This is a genomic window from Pseudomonas fildesensis, from assembly GCF_001050345.1.
Taxonomy (GTDB): Bacteria; Pseudomonadota; Gammaproteobacteria; order Pseudomonadales; family Pseudomonadaceae; genus Aquipseudomonas; species Aquipseudomonas fildesensis.
The window spans coordinates 177030-194323 of sequence record NZ_LFMW01000005.1 but is presented as its reverse complement, the minus strand read 5'-3'; the positions used below and the strand labels follow the sequence as shown (position 1 = coordinate 194323).

General features: G+C 61.4%; 12 protein-coding genes and 1 pseudogene. All 13 read left to right on the top strand.

The annotated features are described in order from the left end of the window. Positions 1 to 84: 84 nt before the first annotated feature. The 13 genes and pseudogenes from hutH (ACR52_RS09425) (at position 85) to ACR52_RS09365 (ending at position 17152) form a co-directional block, all read left to right on the top strand. Entirely contained in the window at positions 85 to 1608 is a 1524-nt protein-coding gene (hutH, locus tag ACR52_RS09425; protein ID WP_048723326.1) for a histidine ammonia-lyase, read from the top strand. 33 nt (positions 1609 to 1641) lie between these two features. Beyond that, complete coding sequence (gene hutH / locus ACR52_RS09420) at positions 1642 to 3180, top strand: histidine ammonia-lyase (protein ID WP_048723324.1); 1539 nt, start codon at positions 1642 to 1644, stop codon at positions 3178 to 3180. Positions 3181 to 3361: 181 nt separating this feature from the next. Beyond that, on the top strand, positions 3362 to 4771 hold the full coding sequence (locus ACR52_RS09415) for an amino acid permease (protein WP_048723322.1): 1410 nt from the start codon (positions 3362 to 3364) through the stop codon (positions 4769 to 4771). 16 nt (positions 4772 to 4787) lie between these two features. Further along, positions 4788 to 5993 carry an imidazolonepropionase gene (gene hutI, locus ACR52_RS09410; protein WP_048723319.1) on the top strand — a complete coding sequence of 402 codons (1206 nt, stop codon included), beginning with the start codon at positions 4788 to 4790 and terminating at the stop codon, positions 5991 to 5993. A gap of 29 nt (positions 5994 to 6022) precedes the next feature. Beyond that, positions 6023 to 6823, top strand: a complete 801-nt coding sequence (gene hutG / locus ACR52_RS09405) for an N-formylglutamate deformylase (protein WP_048723318.1) — start codon at positions 6023 to 6025, stop codon at positions 6821 to 6823. Between the two features lie 243 nt (positions 6824 to 7066). Next, entirely contained in the window at positions 7067 to 8014 is a 948-nt protein-coding gene (locus ACR52_RS09400; protein WP_048723316.1) for a choline ABC transporter substrate-binding protein, read from the top strand. A gap of 139 nt (positions 8015 to 8153) precedes the next feature. Further along, entirely contained in the window at positions 8154 to 9083 is a 930-nt protein-coding gene (locus ACR52_RS09395) for an alpha/beta hydrolase (RefSeq protein WP_048723314.1), read from the top strand. A gap of 103 nt (positions 9084 to 9186) precedes the next feature. Further along, positions 9187 to 10158 (top strand): prolyl aminopeptidase, encoded by a 972-nt coding sequence (pip, locus tag ACR52_RS09390; RefSeq protein ID WP_048723312.1) that lies wholly within the window; start codon positions 9187 to 9189, stop codon positions 10156 to 10158. Continuing rightward, positions 10155 to 10592, top strand: coding sequence for a D-aminoacyl-tRNA deacylase (gene dtd / locus ACR52_RS09385; protein WP_048723311.1), 438 nt, complete (start codon positions 10155 to 10157; stop codon positions 10590 to 10592). The genes pip and dtd overlap by 4 nt, the downstream gene beginning before the upstream one ends. 266 nt (positions 10593 to 10858) lie before the next feature. Beyond that, positions 10859 to 12595: a glucan biosynthesis protein G gene (locus tag ACR52_RS09380; RefSeq protein WP_048723445.1), complete on the top strand. Its 1737-nt coding sequence runs from the start codon at positions 10859 to 10861 to the stop codon at positions 12593 to 12595. After that, positions 12588 to 15160 (top strand): annotated as a pseudogene (gene mdoH, locus ACR52_RS09375) (glucans biosynthesis glucosyltransferase MdoH); the annotation flags it as partial. The gene ACR52_RS09380 and the pseudogene mdoH, both read left to right, overlap by 8 nt. Before the next feature lie 184 nt (positions 15161 to 15344). Beyond that, the gene (locus ACR52_RS09370; RefSeq protein WP_048723308.1) at positions 15345 to 16145 is read left to right on the top strand and encodes a transporter substrate-binding domain-containing protein; all 801 of its coding nucleotides are present in this window, start codon (positions 15345 to 15347) and stop codon (positions 16143 to 16145) included. A gap of 209 nt (positions 16146 to 16354) precedes the next feature. Continuing rightward, positions 16355 to 17152, top strand: coding sequence for a transporter substrate-binding domain-containing protein (locus ACR52_RS09365; protein ID WP_048723307.1), 798 nt, complete (start codon positions 16355 to 16357; stop codon positions 17150 to 17152). Positions 17153 to 17294 lie beyond the last annotated feature (142 nt).

Here is a 17294-nt window from a genome sequence, read left to right as displayed (position 1 = left end):
CCCACAGCGGGACGCGGAGCGTCCCAGACGGCATTCCCACGCAGAGCGTGGGAACGATCAACGGTTTGTATGAAGAGGTCAACAATGTCCCAGGCTGCAAAAATCATCATTGCCGACGCCCCGTTGCGTTGGCAGGACGTGGTCGCCGTGGCCCGTCACGGCGCGGTGCTCGAACTCTCGGGCCAGGCCTGGGCGCGTATCGACAATGCCCAGGCCATCGTGCAGCGCATCGTCACCCGCGGCGAGCGCGCCTATGGGGTCAACACCGGCCTGGGCGCGCTGTGCAACGTGTCGCTCAAGGGCGAGCAACTCAGCCAGTTGTCACGCAACACTCTGCTCAGCCATGCCTGCGGCGTCGGCCCGGTACTCAGCGACGAACAGACCCGCGCAATCATGTGCGCCGCGATCATCAACTACAGCCACGGCAAATCCGGCCTGCATCCACAGGTGGTGCATTCGCTGCTGGCGCTGCTCAATCACGGGATCACGCCGCAAGTGCCGTCCCAGGGTTCGGTGGGTTACCTGACCCATATGTCCCATGTTGGCGTGGCCTTGCTCGGCGTCGGCACTGTGAGCTATCGCGGCCAGATCGTCCCGGCTCAACAGGCCCTGAGCGAAGAAGGTTTGCAGCCGGTGGTGCTCGGCGCCAAGGACGGCCTGTGCCTGGTCAACGGCACGCCGTGCATGACCGGCCTGAGTTGCCTGGCCCTGGCCGATGCGCACCATTTGCTGCAATGGGCGGACGTGATCGGCGCCATGAGCTTCGAGGCCCAGCGCGGTCAGATCGACGCTTTCGACGAAGAAATCATCGCCCTCAAACCGCATCCAGGCATGCAGCACGTCGGCATCAACCTACGCGCGTTGCTCGACGGCAGTGAAGTGATCGCCAGCAGTAAAGGCCTTCGCACCCAGGACGCCTTGAGCCTGCGCTCGATCCCGCAGATCCACGGCGCGGCGCGCGATCAGGTTGAACACGCGACCCGCCAGATCGAGACCGAACTCAACAGCGCTACCGACAACCCACTGGTGCTCGGTACGCCGGATGACTACCGCGTGGTGTCCCAGGCCAATCCGCACGGGCAGTCGGTGGCGTTGGCGGCCGACATGCTGGCCATCGCCATGGCCGAGATCGGCTCCGTAGCCGAGCGCCGCCTGGATCGCCTGATCAACCCCCACGTCAGCGGCTTGCCGGCGTTCCTGGTCAGCAACCCTGGGGTCAACTCCGGGATGATGATCGTGCAATACGTCGCCGCGTCGCTGTGCGGGCAAAACCGCCAACTGGCGCAACCGGCAGTGCTCGACAACTTCGTCACCTCGGGCCTGCAGGAAGACCACCTGAGCATGGGCACCAACGCCGCGCTCAAGCTGCATCAGCTATTGGCCAACGTGACCCAGATCCTCGCCATCGAATACCTGCTGGCGGCCCAGGCCTTCGAGTTTCTCAAGGACCAACGCTTTGGCGCAGGCACCGACAGTGCCTGGCGCTTGTTGCGTGAAGTCGTCCCGGCCTATGAGCAGGACCGCTGGCTGGCGCCGGATATCGCGACCACGGCCGCGCTGCTCCAGGACACCGCTTTGCTGCACTCAGCAATCCCCCATTTGCACTGAACACTTATTCAAAAGAACAATTCAAGAAGGAGCATGAATGTGAACGCGCTAAACCTGATTCCAGGCCAACTGAGCCTTGCCCAACTGCGAGCCATCTACCAGCAGCCGGTAACCCTTAGTCTGGATGACAGTGCCTCGGCCCAGATCGAAGCCAGTGTTGCCTGCGTGGAGCAGATTCTCGCCGAGAACCGCACCGCCTACGGCATCAACACCGGTTTTGGCCTGCTGGCCTCGACCCGCATCGCAAGCGAAGACCTGGAAAACCTCCAGCGTTCCCTGGTGCTTTCCCACGCCGCTGGCGTCGGTGAGCCGATCAGCGATGCGCTGGTGCGGCTGGTCATGGTGCTCAAGGTCAACAGCCTGAGCCGTGGGTTCTCCGGGATTCGTCGCCAGGTGATCGACGCGCTGATCGCGCTGATCAACGCCGAGGTCTACCCGCATATTCCTTTGAAAGGTTCGGTCGGTGCTTCCGGTGACCTGGCGCCATTGGCCCACATGTCCCTGGTGCTGCTCGGCGAAGGCAAGGCGCGCTACAAAGGCGAATGGCTGGAAGCTGTCGACGCGCTGAAAGTCGCCGGCCTGACGCCGCTGACCCTCGCCGCCAAAGAAGGCCTGGCATTGCTCAACGGCACCCAGGTGTCCACCGCGTACGCCCTGCGTGGCCTGTTCGAAGGCGAAGACCTGTTCGCCGCCGCCGTGGCCTGTGGCGGCCTCACCGTGGAAGCGGTGCTGGGCTCGCGCTCGCCGTTCGACGCACGCATTCACGCCGCTCGCGGCCAACGTGGGCAGATCGATTCGGCTGCGGCCTATCGTGACCTGCTCGGCGAAAGCAGCCAGGTGTCCCAGTCGCACCAGAACTGCGACAAGGTGCAAGACCCGTACTCCCTGCGCTGCCAGCCACAAGTCATGGGCGCCTGCCTGACCCAGTTCCGCCAGGCTGCCGAAGTGCTGGTGGTCGAAGCCAATGCCGTGTCGGATAACCCGCTGGTATTTGCCGCCGAAGGCGATGTGATCTCGGGCGGTAACTTCCACGCCGAACCGGTGGCCATGGCCGCCGACAACATGGCGTTGGCCATCGCTGAAATCGGCTCCCTGAGCGAGCGTCGTATCTCGCTGATGATGGACAAGCACATGTCGCAACTGCCGCCGTTCCTGGTGGGCAATGGCGGCGTGAACTCCGGTTTCATGATCGCCCAGGTGACCGCAGCCGCACTCGCCAGCGAGAACAAGGCGTTGGCTCATCCCCATAGCGTCGACAGCCTGCCGACATCGGCCAACCAGGAAGACCATGTGTCGATGGCGCCGGCAGCGGGCAAGCGCCTATGGGAAATGGCCGAGAACACCCGTGGCATTTTGGCCGTTGAATGGCTCGCCGCGTGCCAGGGCCTGGACCTGCGCGATGGTTTGAAAACCTCGCCGAAGCTGGAAAAGGCACGCGGCATCCTGCGCACCAAAGTGGCGTTCTACGACAAAGACCGCTTCTTCGCCCCGGACATCATCGCTGCCAGCGAACTGCTTGCCAGCCGCTGCCTGAATGAGCTGGTGCCGGCCACGTTGCTGCCGAGCCTGTAAGCGGTTCAGAGGACGGCATGGCTCTCTGTGGCGAGCGAGCTTGCTCGCGCTGGGCTGCGCAGCAGCCCCAAAAAAGGCCGCGAGCGCTTCGCACTCGAGCGCGAGCAAGCTCGCTCGCCACAAAAGCGCGCCGTTCGCAGGCGTTCAACTTTCTCAGGATAAAAATAATTAGGGACGAGAAATGCACCAGCAAGAAAAGGGTTTGAAACGCGGGCTCTCAGCCCGACATATTCGCTTCATGGCACTCGGTTCCGCCATCGGTACCGGGCTGTTTTACGGTTCCGCCTCTGCCATCCAGATGGCCGGCCCCGCCGTGCTGCTCGCCTACCTGATCGGCGGCGCCGCCGTGTTCATGGTGATGCGCGCCCTCGGCGAAATGGCTGTGCACGATCCGGTGGCCGGCTCCTTCAGCCAGTACGCCAGCACCTACTTGGGCCCCATGGCCGGGTTTATCCTCGGCTGGACCTACGCATTTGAAATGATCATCGTCTGCCTCGCCGACGTCACCGCCTTCGGCATCTACATGGGCTTCTGGTTTCCCGAGGTCGCGCGTTGGGTCTGGGTGCTCGGCATCGTGTTTTTGATCGGCGGCCTGAACCTGTGCAGCGTCAAAGTTTTTGGCGAGATGGAGTTCTGGCTGTCACTGCTCAAGGTCGGCGCCATCGTCGCGATGATCCTCGGCGGCTTCGGCATCATGCTGTTTGGCATCCATTCGGCGGGCGACACCCAGGCCAGCGGCCTCAGCAACCTGTGGGCCCACGGCGGCTTCATGCCCAACGGCATCGGCGGCCTGATCGCCTCGTTCGCAGTGGTGATGTTTGCGTTTGGCGGCATCGAAATCATCGGCATCACCGCCGGTGAAGCCAAGGACCCGCAGTGCGTGATCCCCAAGGCGATCAACGCTGTGCCGCTGCGCATCCTGCTGTTCTACGTGCTGACGCTGTTCGTGCTGATGGCTATTTACCCGTGGCCGCAGATCGGCAGCCAAGGCAGCCCGTTTGTGCAGATCTTCAGCAACCTGGGGATCGGCTCTGCGGCGACCATCCTGAATATTGTGGTGATCTCGGCGGCGGTCTCGGCGATCAACAGTGACATCTTCGGCGCCGGCCGCATGATGTACGGCCTGGCCCAGCAAGGGCAGGCGCCCAAGGGTTTTGCCCAGCTCTCCAAGCAAGGCGTGCCGTGGATGACCGTGGTGGTCATGGGCGCCGCGCTGCTCGGCGGCGTGGTGCTCAATTACCTGATCCCGGAAAACGTGTTCCTGGTGATCGCCTCGATTGCCACCTTCGCCACCGTGTGGGTGTGGCTGATGATTCTGTTCACCCAGGTCGCCATGCGCCGTTCGATGACCAAGGCGCAGGTTGCCGAGCTGAAATTCCCGGTACCGTTCTGGCCTTACGCCCCTGCGGCGGCCATTGTCTTCATGCTGTTCGTGTTTGGCGTGCTGGGGTACTTCCCGGACACCCAGGCCGCCTTGATGGTCGGCGCGGGTTGGATCGCGCTGCTGGTCATCGCCTACCTGCTGTGGGTCAAGCCTGCAGCCGGGCAAGCAGCCAGGGTCCATCACGAACCGTCTTTGTCTCATCGATAACTTTAGGGAGGCGTTGATGAAAACGCTTTGGCAACACTGCCACGTCGCAACCATGGCCCACGGCAAATACTCGATCATCGAGGATGCCGCTTTGGTGACTGCCGGTTCGCTCATCGAGTGGATCGGTCCGCGCAGCCAAGTGCCCACGGCGGATTACGCCCAGGTCTACGACCTGCAAGGCGCGTGGGTCACCCCCGGGTTGATCGACTGCCACACCCACACGGTGTTTGGCGGCAATCGTAGCGGCGAATTCGAGCAGCGCCTCGAAGGCGTGAGCTACGCCGAGATCGCGGCCAAGGGTGGCGGTATTGCCAGCACCGTGCGCGCCACTCGCGCTGCCAGCGAGGATGAACTGTTCGCCAGCGCTCACAAGCGCCTGCGCAGTTTGCTGCGTGACGGTGTGACTACGGTGGAGATCAAATCCGGCTACGGCCTCGACCTCGCCAGCGAGCGCAAATTGCTGCGGGTGATTCGTCGCCTCGGTGATGCGCTGCCGGTCAGCGTGCGTGCCACGTGTCTTGCGGCCCACGCGTTGCCGCCGGAGTACAAGGACCGCGCCGACGATTACATTGATCACATCTGCACTGAGATGCTGCCGGCCCTGGCGGCGGAAGGGCTGGTGGACGCGGTGGATGCGTTCTGCGAATACCTGGCGTTTTCCCCGGAGCAAGTGGAGCGCGTATTCAAGGTCGCGCAACAACTCGGCCTGCCGGTGAAGCTGCACGCCGAACAGTTGTCGTCGCTGCACGGCTCCAGCCTGGCCGCGCGTTACCACGCGCTGTCGGCGGACCACCTGGAATTCATGACCGAAGAAGACGCCATCGCCATGGCCGCGTCCGGCACTGTCGCGGTATTGCTGCCCGGCGCGTTCTACTTCCTGCGTGAAACCCAGTTGCCGCCGATGGACGCCCTGCGCAAGCACGGCGTGAAGATCGCCATCGCCAGCGACCTCAACCCCGGCACCTCGCCGGCGTTGTCGGTGCGCCTGATGCTGAACATGGCCTGCACCCTGTTCCGTATGACCCCGGAAGAAGCTCTCGCCGGCGCCACGCAACACGCGGCCACCGCGCTGGGCATGGGCGACACGCACGGCTCCCTGGAAGTGGGCAAGGTCGCTGACTTTGTCGCCTGGCAGATTGATCGCCCCGCCGACCTCGCCTACTGGCTGGGTGGCGAGCTGGATAAACGCGTCGTGCGCCACGGTGTCGACGTCACTGTTTAAGGCTGCCTTTGTGAACGAGGAGTATCACTGTGGATAAGGTTCTGAACTTCAAACAAGGCCGCGTACCGCTGCTGATCAGCATGCCCCACGCCGGCCTGCGCCTGACGCCTGCGGTGGAAGCCGGGTTGATCCCCGAGGCGCAAAGCTTGCCGGACACCGACTGGCACATCCCTACGCTGTATGACTTTGCCGACGCGCTGGGTGCCAGCACCCTGGCGGCGGAATATTCGCGGTTTGTCATCGACCTGAACCGGCCGTCCGACGACAAGCCGCTGTACGTCGGCGCGACCACTGGCCTCTACCCGGCGACGCTGTTCGACGGCGTGCCGTTGTTCCGGGAAGGGCTGGAGCCGAGCGAGGCAGAGCGCGCCAGTTACCTGCAAAAAGTCTGGGGCCCATACCACCGCACGCTGCAAGAGGAGCTGGCGCGGCTCAAGGCCGAGTTCGGTTATGCGCTGCTGTTTGATGCACACTCGATTCGCTCGGTGATCCCGCACCTGTTCGACGGCAAACTGCCGGACTTCAACCTCGGCACCTTCAACGGCGCCGCTTGCGACCCTGAGCTGGCCAGCCAACTGGAAGCCATCTGCGCCAGTCATCCGCAGTACACCCACGTCCTCAACGGGCGCTTCAAGGGCGGCCATATCACCCGGCATTACGGCAACCCGGCTCAGGATATCCACGCCGTGCAGTTGGAGTTGTGCCAGAGCGCGTATATGGAAGAGTTCGAGCCGTTCCGTTATCGCAAGGATTTGGCCGAGCCGACGCGGGTGGTGTTGAAGCAATTGCTGGAAGGGCTTTTGTCTTGGGGGCAAGCGCATTACCGATGATTTGCGGCGTTGCTGAAATAGTTATCGGGAGCAAGCCCCCTCCCACATAGGGCCGCGTTCATCCTGACGAAACGCGGTCGAATGTGGGAGGGGGCTTGCCCCCGATGGCGGCCTCACGGTCGCCCCAGTGCAACTGCCGGTCGCCACAGGTCGTGTTAATCGAGATCCCGCTGGGTAAGGTTGTGGGTACGGCGCGTCAGACGCCACCCCCCACAATAAAAGCTGCCGAGTGAGACCTCTTTCATGAAAAGACTGTTCAACCGTTCCCTGTTGATGTTCACCGGCGCCGCATTGCTCAGCGCGCAAGTCCTGGCGGCTGAACCGGCCTCCTGCAAAACCGTGCGCATGGGCGTAGTCAGTTGGACCGACGTGGTCGCGACCTCCGGCATGGCCGACGTGCTGCTCAATGGCCTCGGCTACGACAGCAAACAGACCAGCGCCGTGCAGCAGATCATCTTTGCCGGCATCCGCGACAAACGCCTGGATATTTTCCTCGGCTACTGGAAACCGGCGATGGATAACAACATCGCGCCGTTCCTGGCCGCCAAGCAGGTCAGGGTCTTCAGTACGCCCAGCCTGTCCGACGCCCAGGCCACACTGGCGGTGCCGCAATACGTGGCGGATGCCGGCCTGAAAACCTTCGCCGACATCGCTCGCTTCAAGGACCCACTGGGCGGCAAGATCTACGGCATCGAGCCCGGCAGCGGCGCGAACACCGATATCCAGAAAATGATCGACACCAACCACTTCGGCCTGGGCGGTTTCAAGCTGGTGGCCTCCGGCGAAGCAGGAATGCTGGCTGCCGTGCAACGCGCGGTGAATCGCAAGGAGTTTGTGGTCTTCGTCGGTTGGACCCCGCACCCGATGAACATCAACATGAAAATGGCCTACCTCACCGGCAGTGAGGATGTGTTCGGCGCCGACGAAGGCCGGGCCACGGTCTCGACCGTCACCGCACCGGACTTTGCCGAGCGCTGCCCCAACGCCAACCGATTGTTGGAAAACCTCACCTTCACCGCCGCCCAGGAAAGCCAGTTGATGGTGCCGATCATGGAGCGCCAGTCGCCTCAGGACGTGGCCAAGCAATGGCTGCGCGATCACCCTGAGGATTTGCAGCGCTGGCTGGCCGGGGTCGCGGCGTTTGATGGCGGTGATGGTGTCGCGGCCGTACAAGCCAGCCTAAAACCCTAAGCCAAGCGAAGATTCCAATGTGGGAGGGGGCTTGCTCCCGATAGCGCCGTTTCAGGCAACTAATTAAGTGACTGACACACCGCAATCGGGAGCAAGCCCCCTCCCACATTGGAATCTCCATCATTAAGGATAATTGCGTATGTACCCAATATCCCCGCAGCTAGCAGCCTTCGTCGCCAAGACCGAATCTTTCACCAGCACCGACTCATCGCTGGCAGGATTGCGCCAAAGCTACAACCGCATGTGCCAGACCTTCACTGCGCCGCCACCTGAAGGGTTGCAGGTCTCGGACTTTGCCCTGGGCGGCTTAGGTGTGCGCAGCTATCTACCCACAACGCCCACTCCGCCCGAAGGCTGGCCATGCCTCCTTTATATGCACGGCGGTGGCTGGGTGGTCGGTGGGCTGGATTCCCATGACTTCATCTGCTTCGAGTTGGCCACCGCGCTGCAGGTACTGGTGATCGCCATTGATTATCGGCTGGCGCCTGAACATCCGTTTCCGGCGGCCTACGCCGATTGCCGCGCCGTGTGGCAGGCGGTCCAGGCTGGGGAGGGGCCGCACGCCATTAACCTGAAGCGTTTAGTAGTGGCCGGTGACAGCGCGGGCGGCAATCTGGCGGCGGCGTTGTGTTTGGGCTTGCGGGACGACGGGCAACCGCTGCCGAACGCCCAAGTACTGATTTACCCGGGATTGGGTGGGCCGGCCGACTTGCCATCGCGCCGCGACTGCATGGACGCGCCTCTGCTCAGCACCGCCGACACCGACAGCTACCTGGCGCTCTACCTGCTGGGCGCGGGAAAACCGTCGCCCTACGCCATGCCACTGCTGGCCGAGGATTTCAGCGGTTTACCCAAGGCGTTCATCGCCGTGGCACAGTTCGACCCGCTACGCGACGACGGCAGGCTTTACGCCGAACGCTTGCAAGCGGGGGGCGTTGACGTGCTGCTGTACCCCGGTAAAGGTTTGATCCACGGCTGTTTACGGGCGCGGGGTGCGGTGGCGGAGGTCGATCAGCTGTACGACGCTCTGCTGCGTTACCTGCATGGCGAACTGCTGACACAGGTCTAAATGCTCAAGGGCATGCTCATTGCACAATTCGGGTTTATGATGCCAGACGGCAAAATAATAGACGTCCCCCCAGGGATGAACCCGACCCCTTACGGAGCGCGCAATGCAGACTTGGTACCCGCAGATCAAACCCTACGCCCGGCACGATCTGGCCGTCGATGAAACCCACACGCTGTACGTCGATGAAAGTGGCTCCCGCGAAGGCTTGCCTGTCGTATTCATCCACGGTGGCCCTGGCGCCGGTTGCGACGCCAACAGCCGCTGCTATTTTGATCCGAACCTGTACCGCATCGTCACCTTCGACCAGCGCGGCTGCGGTCGCTCCACCCCCCGCGCCAGCCTCGAAAACAACACCACCTGGGACCTGGTCGCCGACCTTGAGCGCATCCGCGAACACCTGGGCATCGACAAATGGGTGTTGTTCGGCGGCTCCTGGGGTTCCACCCTGGCCCTGGCCTATGCGCAAACCCACCCCGAGCGCGTGCATGGCCTGATCGTGCGCGGCATCTTCCTGGCGCGCCCGCAGGACATTAAATGGTTCTATCAGGAAGGCGCCAGCCGGATGTTCCCGGATTACTGGCAGGACTACCTGGCGCCGATCCCCCAGGATGAACGTCACGACCTGCTCACTGCCTACCACAAGCGCCTGACCGGCAACGACCAGATCGCCCAGATGCACGCCGCCAAAGCCTGGTCTACCTGGGAAGGCCGTATGTTGGGCCTGTGCCCGAGCCCGCAGTTGATCGAGCGTTTTGCCGAGCCCCAGCGTGCGCTGTCGATTGCACGCATTGAGTGCCACTATTTCACCAACAATTCTTTCCTGGAACCCAACCAGCTGATCCGCGACATGCACAAGATCGCCCATCTGCCTGGCGTAATCATCCACGGCCGCTACGATATGATCTGCCCCCTGGATAATGCCTGGGAGCTGCATCAGGCGTGGCCGAACAGTGAACTGCAGGTCATCCGCGAGGCGGGCCACGCGGCGTCCGAGCCCGGTATTACCGATGCGCTGGTGCGTGCGACCGGCGAGCTGGCACGGCGCCTGCTTGATCTGCCGCCTGAAGAAGCATGAAGGGTCTGTTGCAGCGGGTGCGTGGCGCCCGGGTAGAAGTGGCAGGAGAAATTGTCGGGGCGATTGACCAGGGTTTGCTGGTGCTGGTGGCCGTTGAGCCTTCAGATACACCCGAGAGCGCCGACAAACTGCTGCACAAGCTGCTTAACTACCGGGTGTTCAGCGACGACGAGGGCAAAATGAACTTGTCGTTGAAGGATATCGGCGGCGGTTTGCTGCTGGTGTCACAGTTCACCCTGGCGGCGGATACAAAAAGCGGGCTGCGGCCAAGCTTCTCTACAGCGGCCCCTCCGGCGTTGGGAGCGGCGCTTTTTGAACACTTGCTGTTACAAGCGCAACAATTGCATGGCAAGGTGGCGTCCGGGCGTTTTGGCGCCGATATGCAGGTGCATTTGGTCAATGATGGCCCTGTGACCTTCCTCTTACAGACATGAATGTATTAAAAACGACTTTAATGCTTAAAAACGCAGGGTTTCACTACAAATACTTGGTTGTCCCTGATGCGTTGTATCGCGGGCTACTAGATAATCGCGCGCTACGGGGATCAGCGTTGTTTGGTCCATTTTTGACTTAGGTAGAGACTTGTCCGATAGCCATTGGGGAATCATTTAGCCCCAGGGGAGTCGGAACAATGCTCGCCAACCTGGCATATAGATAGCTGGCCGTTGGTTTTTTGATCTGTTTTCGGCGAGGGTTGCTCGTGATTGTTAGTCCCTGTAATGCACCAAAATTGTCTGCCAAACGGTTACGAAACGTACTGGTAACGGGCTCTGCCCTGTTTTGCCTGTTCGGCGCGGGTCAACTGTGGGCATTCAGTCTGGATGATGTGTCGGCCAAGGCAAAAGAGCTGGCCGGGCAGAAATACGAAGCTCCGCGCAGCAATCTGCCGAACGAATTCCGCGAAATGAAATTCGCCGATTACCAGAAGATTCGTTTCCGCAACGAAAAAGCCGAGTGGGCCGATCAAAATACCCCGTTCAAGCTGTCCTTCTATCACCAGGGTATGCACTTCGATACACCGGTGAAAATCAACGAAGTCACCGCTGACAGCGTCAATGAAATCAAATACGACCCGACTCGCTTCGATTTCGGCGACGTCAAATTTGATCCCAAGGCCACCGAACAGTTGGGTTATGCCGGCTTCCGTGTCCTGTATCCGATCAACAAGGGCGACAAGCAAGACGAAATCATGACCATGCTCGGCGCCAGCTACTTCCGCGTCGTCGGCAAGGACCAGGTCTATGGCCTGTCCGCCCGTGGCATGGCGATCGATACCGCGCTGCCGTCCGGTGAAGAGTTCCCACGGTTTACCGAGTTCTGGATCGAGCGTCCGAAGCCGGGTGACAAGCACCTGGTGATCTTCGCCCTGCTGGATTCGCCGCGCGCCACCGCTGCCTATCGCCTGATCCTGCGTCCGGGCACCGACACCGTGGTCGACGTCAAATCCCAGATGTTCCTGCGCGACAAGGTCAGCAAGCTGGGCGTTGCCCCGTTGACCTCGATGTTCCTGTTCGGCGCCAACCAGCCGTCCAAGGTGCTCAACTACCGTCGCGAGCTGCACGATTCGAGCGGCCTGTCGATTCATGCCGGTAACGGCGAGTGGATCTGGCGCCCGCTGAACAACCCTAAACACTTGTCGGTCAGCAACTTCACCGTAGAGAACCCGCGTGGTTTCGGCCTGCTGCAACGCGGCCGCAACTTCAGCCACTACGAAGACCTGGACGACAACTACGACAAGCGCCCAAGCGCCTGGATCGAGCCTGAAGGTGACTGGGGCAAGGGTTCCGTCGACCTGGTCGAGATCCCGACCGCCGACGAAACCAACGACAACATCGTTGCCTTCTGGAGCCCGGCCGAACTGCCTAAAGTCGGTGAGCCGCTTGACGTCGCCTACCGCCTGCACTGGACCCTGGACGACGCTGCGTTCCATTCGCCGGAAAGCGCCTGGGTCAAGCAGACCCTGCGTTCCACGGGTGACGTGAAGCAATCCAACCTGATCCGTCAGCCGGATGGCAGCGTGGCTTACCTGGTGGACTTCGAGGGCCCGTCCCTGAAGAAACTGCTGCCGGACGCCCCGGTGCGCAGCCAGGTGAGCGTGGGTGACAACGCTGAACTGGTTGAGAACAGCGTGCGCTACAACGAACACACCAAAGGCTGGCGCCTGACCCTGCGCATGAAGATCAAGGACGCCGGCAAGCCAACCGAAATGCGCGCGGCCCTGGTGCAAGACATCGTGCAGCCGGAGCCGGAGCAGGTTTCGACCCAAGTGCTCAAGGCCGACAAGGTTTTGGCCAAGCAACACGAGAAACAGGCCAAGAAAGACGCGAAAGACAAGGAAGCCAAGCAGCCAGAAGCTGCCCCAGCCACACCGGAGCCGATCAAGACAGAGCAAGTCCTGACCGAAACCTGGAGCTATCAGTTGCCTGCCGATGAGTAATTCTCAAGTCCAGCCAGAGACTCTGTCCGAGTACCTGGCGCATCTTCCGATGACCGCTGAGCAGCGCGCCGAACTGGCGGGTTGCTCATCCTTCACCGAACTGCACGAACGCTTGTCGTCCTCGACGTTCGACGCGCCCACCGACGCCGCCCAGGCGTCGGTCGGCCGCCGGTTGACCCTCGGCACGGCCGAAGAACTGCAGGACGCCGAGATGCTGGCGCTCGACGCCAGTGGTCGCGTGTGCCTCAAGGCCACGCCGCCGATTCGTCGGACCAAGGTCGTGCCGGAGCCATGGCGCACCAATATCCTGGTGCGCGGTTGGCGCCGGATGACCGGTCGCACCAACCCGCCAAAGCCGCCGAAAGATGATCGTGTGTTGCCGGCTGCGCGCTGGCGCACCGTCGGTTCGATCCGCCGTTATATCCTGCTGGTGCTGATGCTCGGCCAAACCATCGTTGCCGGCTGGTACATGAAAGGCATCATGCCGTACCAGGGCTGGTCGCTGGTCGACTTCGACGAGGTTCGCAACCAGACCCTGTTGCAAACCGCTACCCAGGTACTGCCTTACGCCCTGCAAACCAGCATCCTGATCATGTTCGGGATCTTGTTCTGCTGGGTTTCGGCCGGTTTCTGGACCGCGCTGATGGGCTTCCTCGAACTGCTTACCGGTCACGATAAATACCGGATTTCCGGTAAAAGTGCCGGCGACGAACCGATTCCTAAGGACGCGCGCACCGCACTGGTGATGCCGATCTGCAACGAAGACGTGCCGCGGGTATTCGCCGGTCTGCGCGCGACGTTCGAGTCGGTGGCCGCTACCGGTGACCTGGACCGCTTCGATTTCTTCGTCCTCAGTGACAGTAACGACGCCGACATCTGCATCGCCGAGCAGCAAGCCTGGCTCGACGTTTGCCGCGAAGCCGGTGGCTTCGGCAAGATCTTCTATCGCCGCCGTCGCCGTCGCGTCAAACGCAAGAGCGGCAACCTCGACGACTTCTGCCGTCGTTGGGGCGGTGACTATAAATACATGGTCGTTCTCGACGCCGACAGCGTCATGAGCGGCGAATGCCTGACCAGCCTGGTGCGCTTGATGGAAGCCACGCCGGATGCGGGCATCATCCAGACCGCGCCGCGTGCGTCGGGCATGGACACCCTGTATGCACGCATGCAGCAGTTCGCCACCCGCGTATACGGCCCGCTGTTCACGGCCGGCCTGCACTTCTGGCAGTTGGGTGAATCCCACTACTGGGGTCACAACGCAATCATCCGCATGAAACCGTTTATCGAGCACTGCGCCCTCGCGCCGTTGCCAGGTAAAGGCGCATTTGCCGGTGCGATTCTGTCCCACGACTTTGTTGAAGCAGCGCTGATGCGCCGTGCCGGCTGGGGCGTGTGGATTGCCTACGACTTGCCGGGCAGCTACGAAGAACTGCCGCCGAACCTGCTGGACGAACTCAAGCGTGACCGTCGCTGGTGCCACGGCAACCTGATGAACTTCCGCCTGTTCCTGGTTAAAGGCATGCACCCGGTGCACCGCGCGGTGTTCCTGACGGGCGTGATGTCTTACCTGTCGGCGCCGTTGTGGTTCTTCTTCCTGGTGCTGTCGACAGCCTTGCTGGCGGTAAACACCTTGATGGAGCCGCAGTACTTCATGGCGCCACGCCAGTTGTACCCGCTGTGGCCGCAATGGCATCCGGACAAGGCGGTGGCGCTGTTCTCCACCACCATCGTGCTGCTGTTCCTGCCTAAATTGCTGAGCATCATCCTGATTTGGGCCAAGGGCGCGAAAGAGTTCGGCGGCAAGTTCAAGGTGACCTTGTCGATGCTGCTGGAGATGCTGTTCTCCATGCTGCTGGCGCCGGTGCGGATGATTTTCCACACGCGTTTCGTACTCGCCGCGTTCCTCGGCTGGGCGGCGACCTGGAATTCGCCACAGCGTGACGACGACTCCACGCCATGGAGCGAGGCGGTCAAGCGCCACGGTCCGCAAACCCTGCTCGGCTTCCTCTGGGCGCTGTTGGTGGTGTGGTTGAACCCGAGCTTCCTGTGGTGGCTGATTCCGATTGTCGGTTCGCTGATGCTGTCGATCCCGGTGTCGGTGATTTCCAGCCGGGTCAAGCTGGGCCTCAAGTCGCGCGACGAGAGCCTGTTCCTGATCCCTGAGGAATACAACCCGCCGCAAGCGCTGCTGTCGACCGAGAAGTACACCCACGAAAACCGTTGGCACGCCCTCAATGACGGGTTTGTGCGTTCGGTGGTCGACCCGCAGCAGAACGCCCTGGCCTGCGCCTTGGCGACCTCGCGGCATGGTCAGGCGGAGCCGATTGAATGGCTGCGTACCGACCGTATTCGCCATGCGTTGAAAGTCGGCCCTGCCGGCCTTAACAACGGCGAGCGTCTGGCGCTGCTCAGCGACCCGGTCGCGCTGGCCCGTTTGCATGAACAGGTCTGGAGCGAAGGTCACCCTGAGTGGCTGGCGGCCTGGCGTGAGTCGATCAAATCCGACCCTCACGCGCCGTTGCTGCCGTTGCAACCGCTGTCGTCCCAGGCCCAACCGGCCTGATTCAGACGCCCCCGAGGGCTCACCTCGGGGGCGTTCGTAGCGCTGATCCTACAGCGTTTACAGCTTCTTCCTTTTAGTCCTAACTCCTTGTTATTTCGAAACAAAAGACCCTCGTTCGAGGCGTATTTCCGTGCCCGCTGCTGAGTTAGCATCGCCCCCCAAATTTGACTCGGTCACGGAGGATTCATGATCAAAAAGTATGGTTCGGCATTGCTGATCGGCGCTGTCGCATTGATTTACGGAGGCCTGGTGCAGGCTGGCGCGATTGACGACGCTGTTCGGCGTGGGGTGCTGAAGGTGGGCACCACGCCCACCTACGTCCCCTTCGAAATGACCGATAAACAGGGGCGCATCGTCGGCTTTGAGATTGACCTGCTTCATGCAATGAGCCGCGCCTTGGGCGTGGAGCTTGAACTGGTCGCGGTGCCTTACACCGAGTTACTGTCAGGGTTGATGGCGAAGAAGTTTGATTTGATCGGCAGCGGCATGACGGTGACGCAGGAGCGCAACTTGAAGCTCAATTTCAGCGACTCCTTTATCGTGGTTGGGCAAACCGTGCTGCTGCATCCGAGGCTGGCTGGCAAGGTCGAAAGCATCGAGGACCTGGATGACGCGAGCTACCGCATTGCCGCCACTGAAGGCACCACCGGGGAAGCCGCAGCGCGACGGTTTCTGGGGAATGCTCGGTTAAGCAGTTTCGCAACGCCGGAGGAGGGGGTGCAGCGGGTGGTGATTGGCGCGGCCGACGCCTTTATCCATGACGCGCCCTACAACCTGATCGCCATCGCCAAGCCTGAAAACAGCTCCCTTCTGTCACTGGAACAGCCCTTCACCTACGAACCGCTGGCGTTTGGCCTGAAAAAAGGCGACTACGACAGCCTCAACTGGATCAACCATTTCCTTAACCAGGTGGCCCAGGACGGGACCTACGATCGCCTGTACGACAAGTGGTTCAAGGACACCGCCTGGATGGCTGAAGTCGACTGAAAGTCATAACTGCTTACACATCAATCAAGTGTCGCGAGGTGTCTGCGCGTGTGCTTCGCCGCACCGTTGTAGGGCTTTTCTGACATACCCCGACAACAAATGCCGGTGAAACCTTTGTGACGGGCAGCGAGTGGGTTAGGATCGCACCCCGAAATGGTGCAGCCCTTTTTGCGCGCCGACCTCATACGAATCGTTCAGGGGACTTGATGATGAAAAAGTATCTTTCGATGCTGCTGCTAGGCGTCACCGCGCTGGTTGCCGCGACTGCGGCACAGGCGGGCGCCATCGATGAGGCGGTCAAGCGCGGCACGCTGAAAGTCGGCATGGACCCGACCTACATGCCGTTCGAAATGACCGACAAACGCGGTGAAATCATCGGCTTCGAAGTCGACATCCTCAAGGCAATGGCCAAGTCCATGGGCGTCAAGCTGGAACTGGTTTCCACCGGCTACGACGGCATCATCCCGGCCTTCCTCACCGGCAAGTTCGACATGATCGGCAGCGGCATGACCCTGACCCAGGAACGCAACCTGCGCCTGAACTTCAGCGAACCCTTCATTGTGGTCGGTCAGACCTTGCTGATCCGCAAGGATTTGGAAGGCACCATCAAGTCCTACAAAGACCTGAACGACGAGAAGTACCGCCTGACCTCCAAGCTTGGTACCACCGGTGAGATGGTCGCCAAGAAGCTGATCTCCAAGGCCAAGTACCACGGCTACGACAACGAGCAGGAAGGCGTGCTGGACGTGGTCAATGGCAAGGCCGATGCCTTTGTGTATGACGCGCCGTACAACGTGGTTGCCGAGAAAAAAGTCGGTAACGGCAAGCTGGTATTCCTGGAAGAACCGTTCACCTTTGAGCCGTTGGCGTTTGGCCTGAAAAAAGGCGATTACGACAGCCTCAACTTCATCAACAACTTTCTGCACCAGATCCGTAACGACGGCACCTACGATCGCATCCATGACAAGTGGTTCAAGAGCTCCGAGTGGCTCAAGGACATGGAATAAGAGCTGCTGTGGCAAGGGAGGCCGCCTAGCCTCGATCGTTCCCACGCGCTGCGTGGGAATGCAGCCCGTGACGCTCCGCGTCAAAAAGCGGACGCAGAGCGTCCAGTGAGGCATTCCCACGCAGAGCGTAGGAACGATCTCA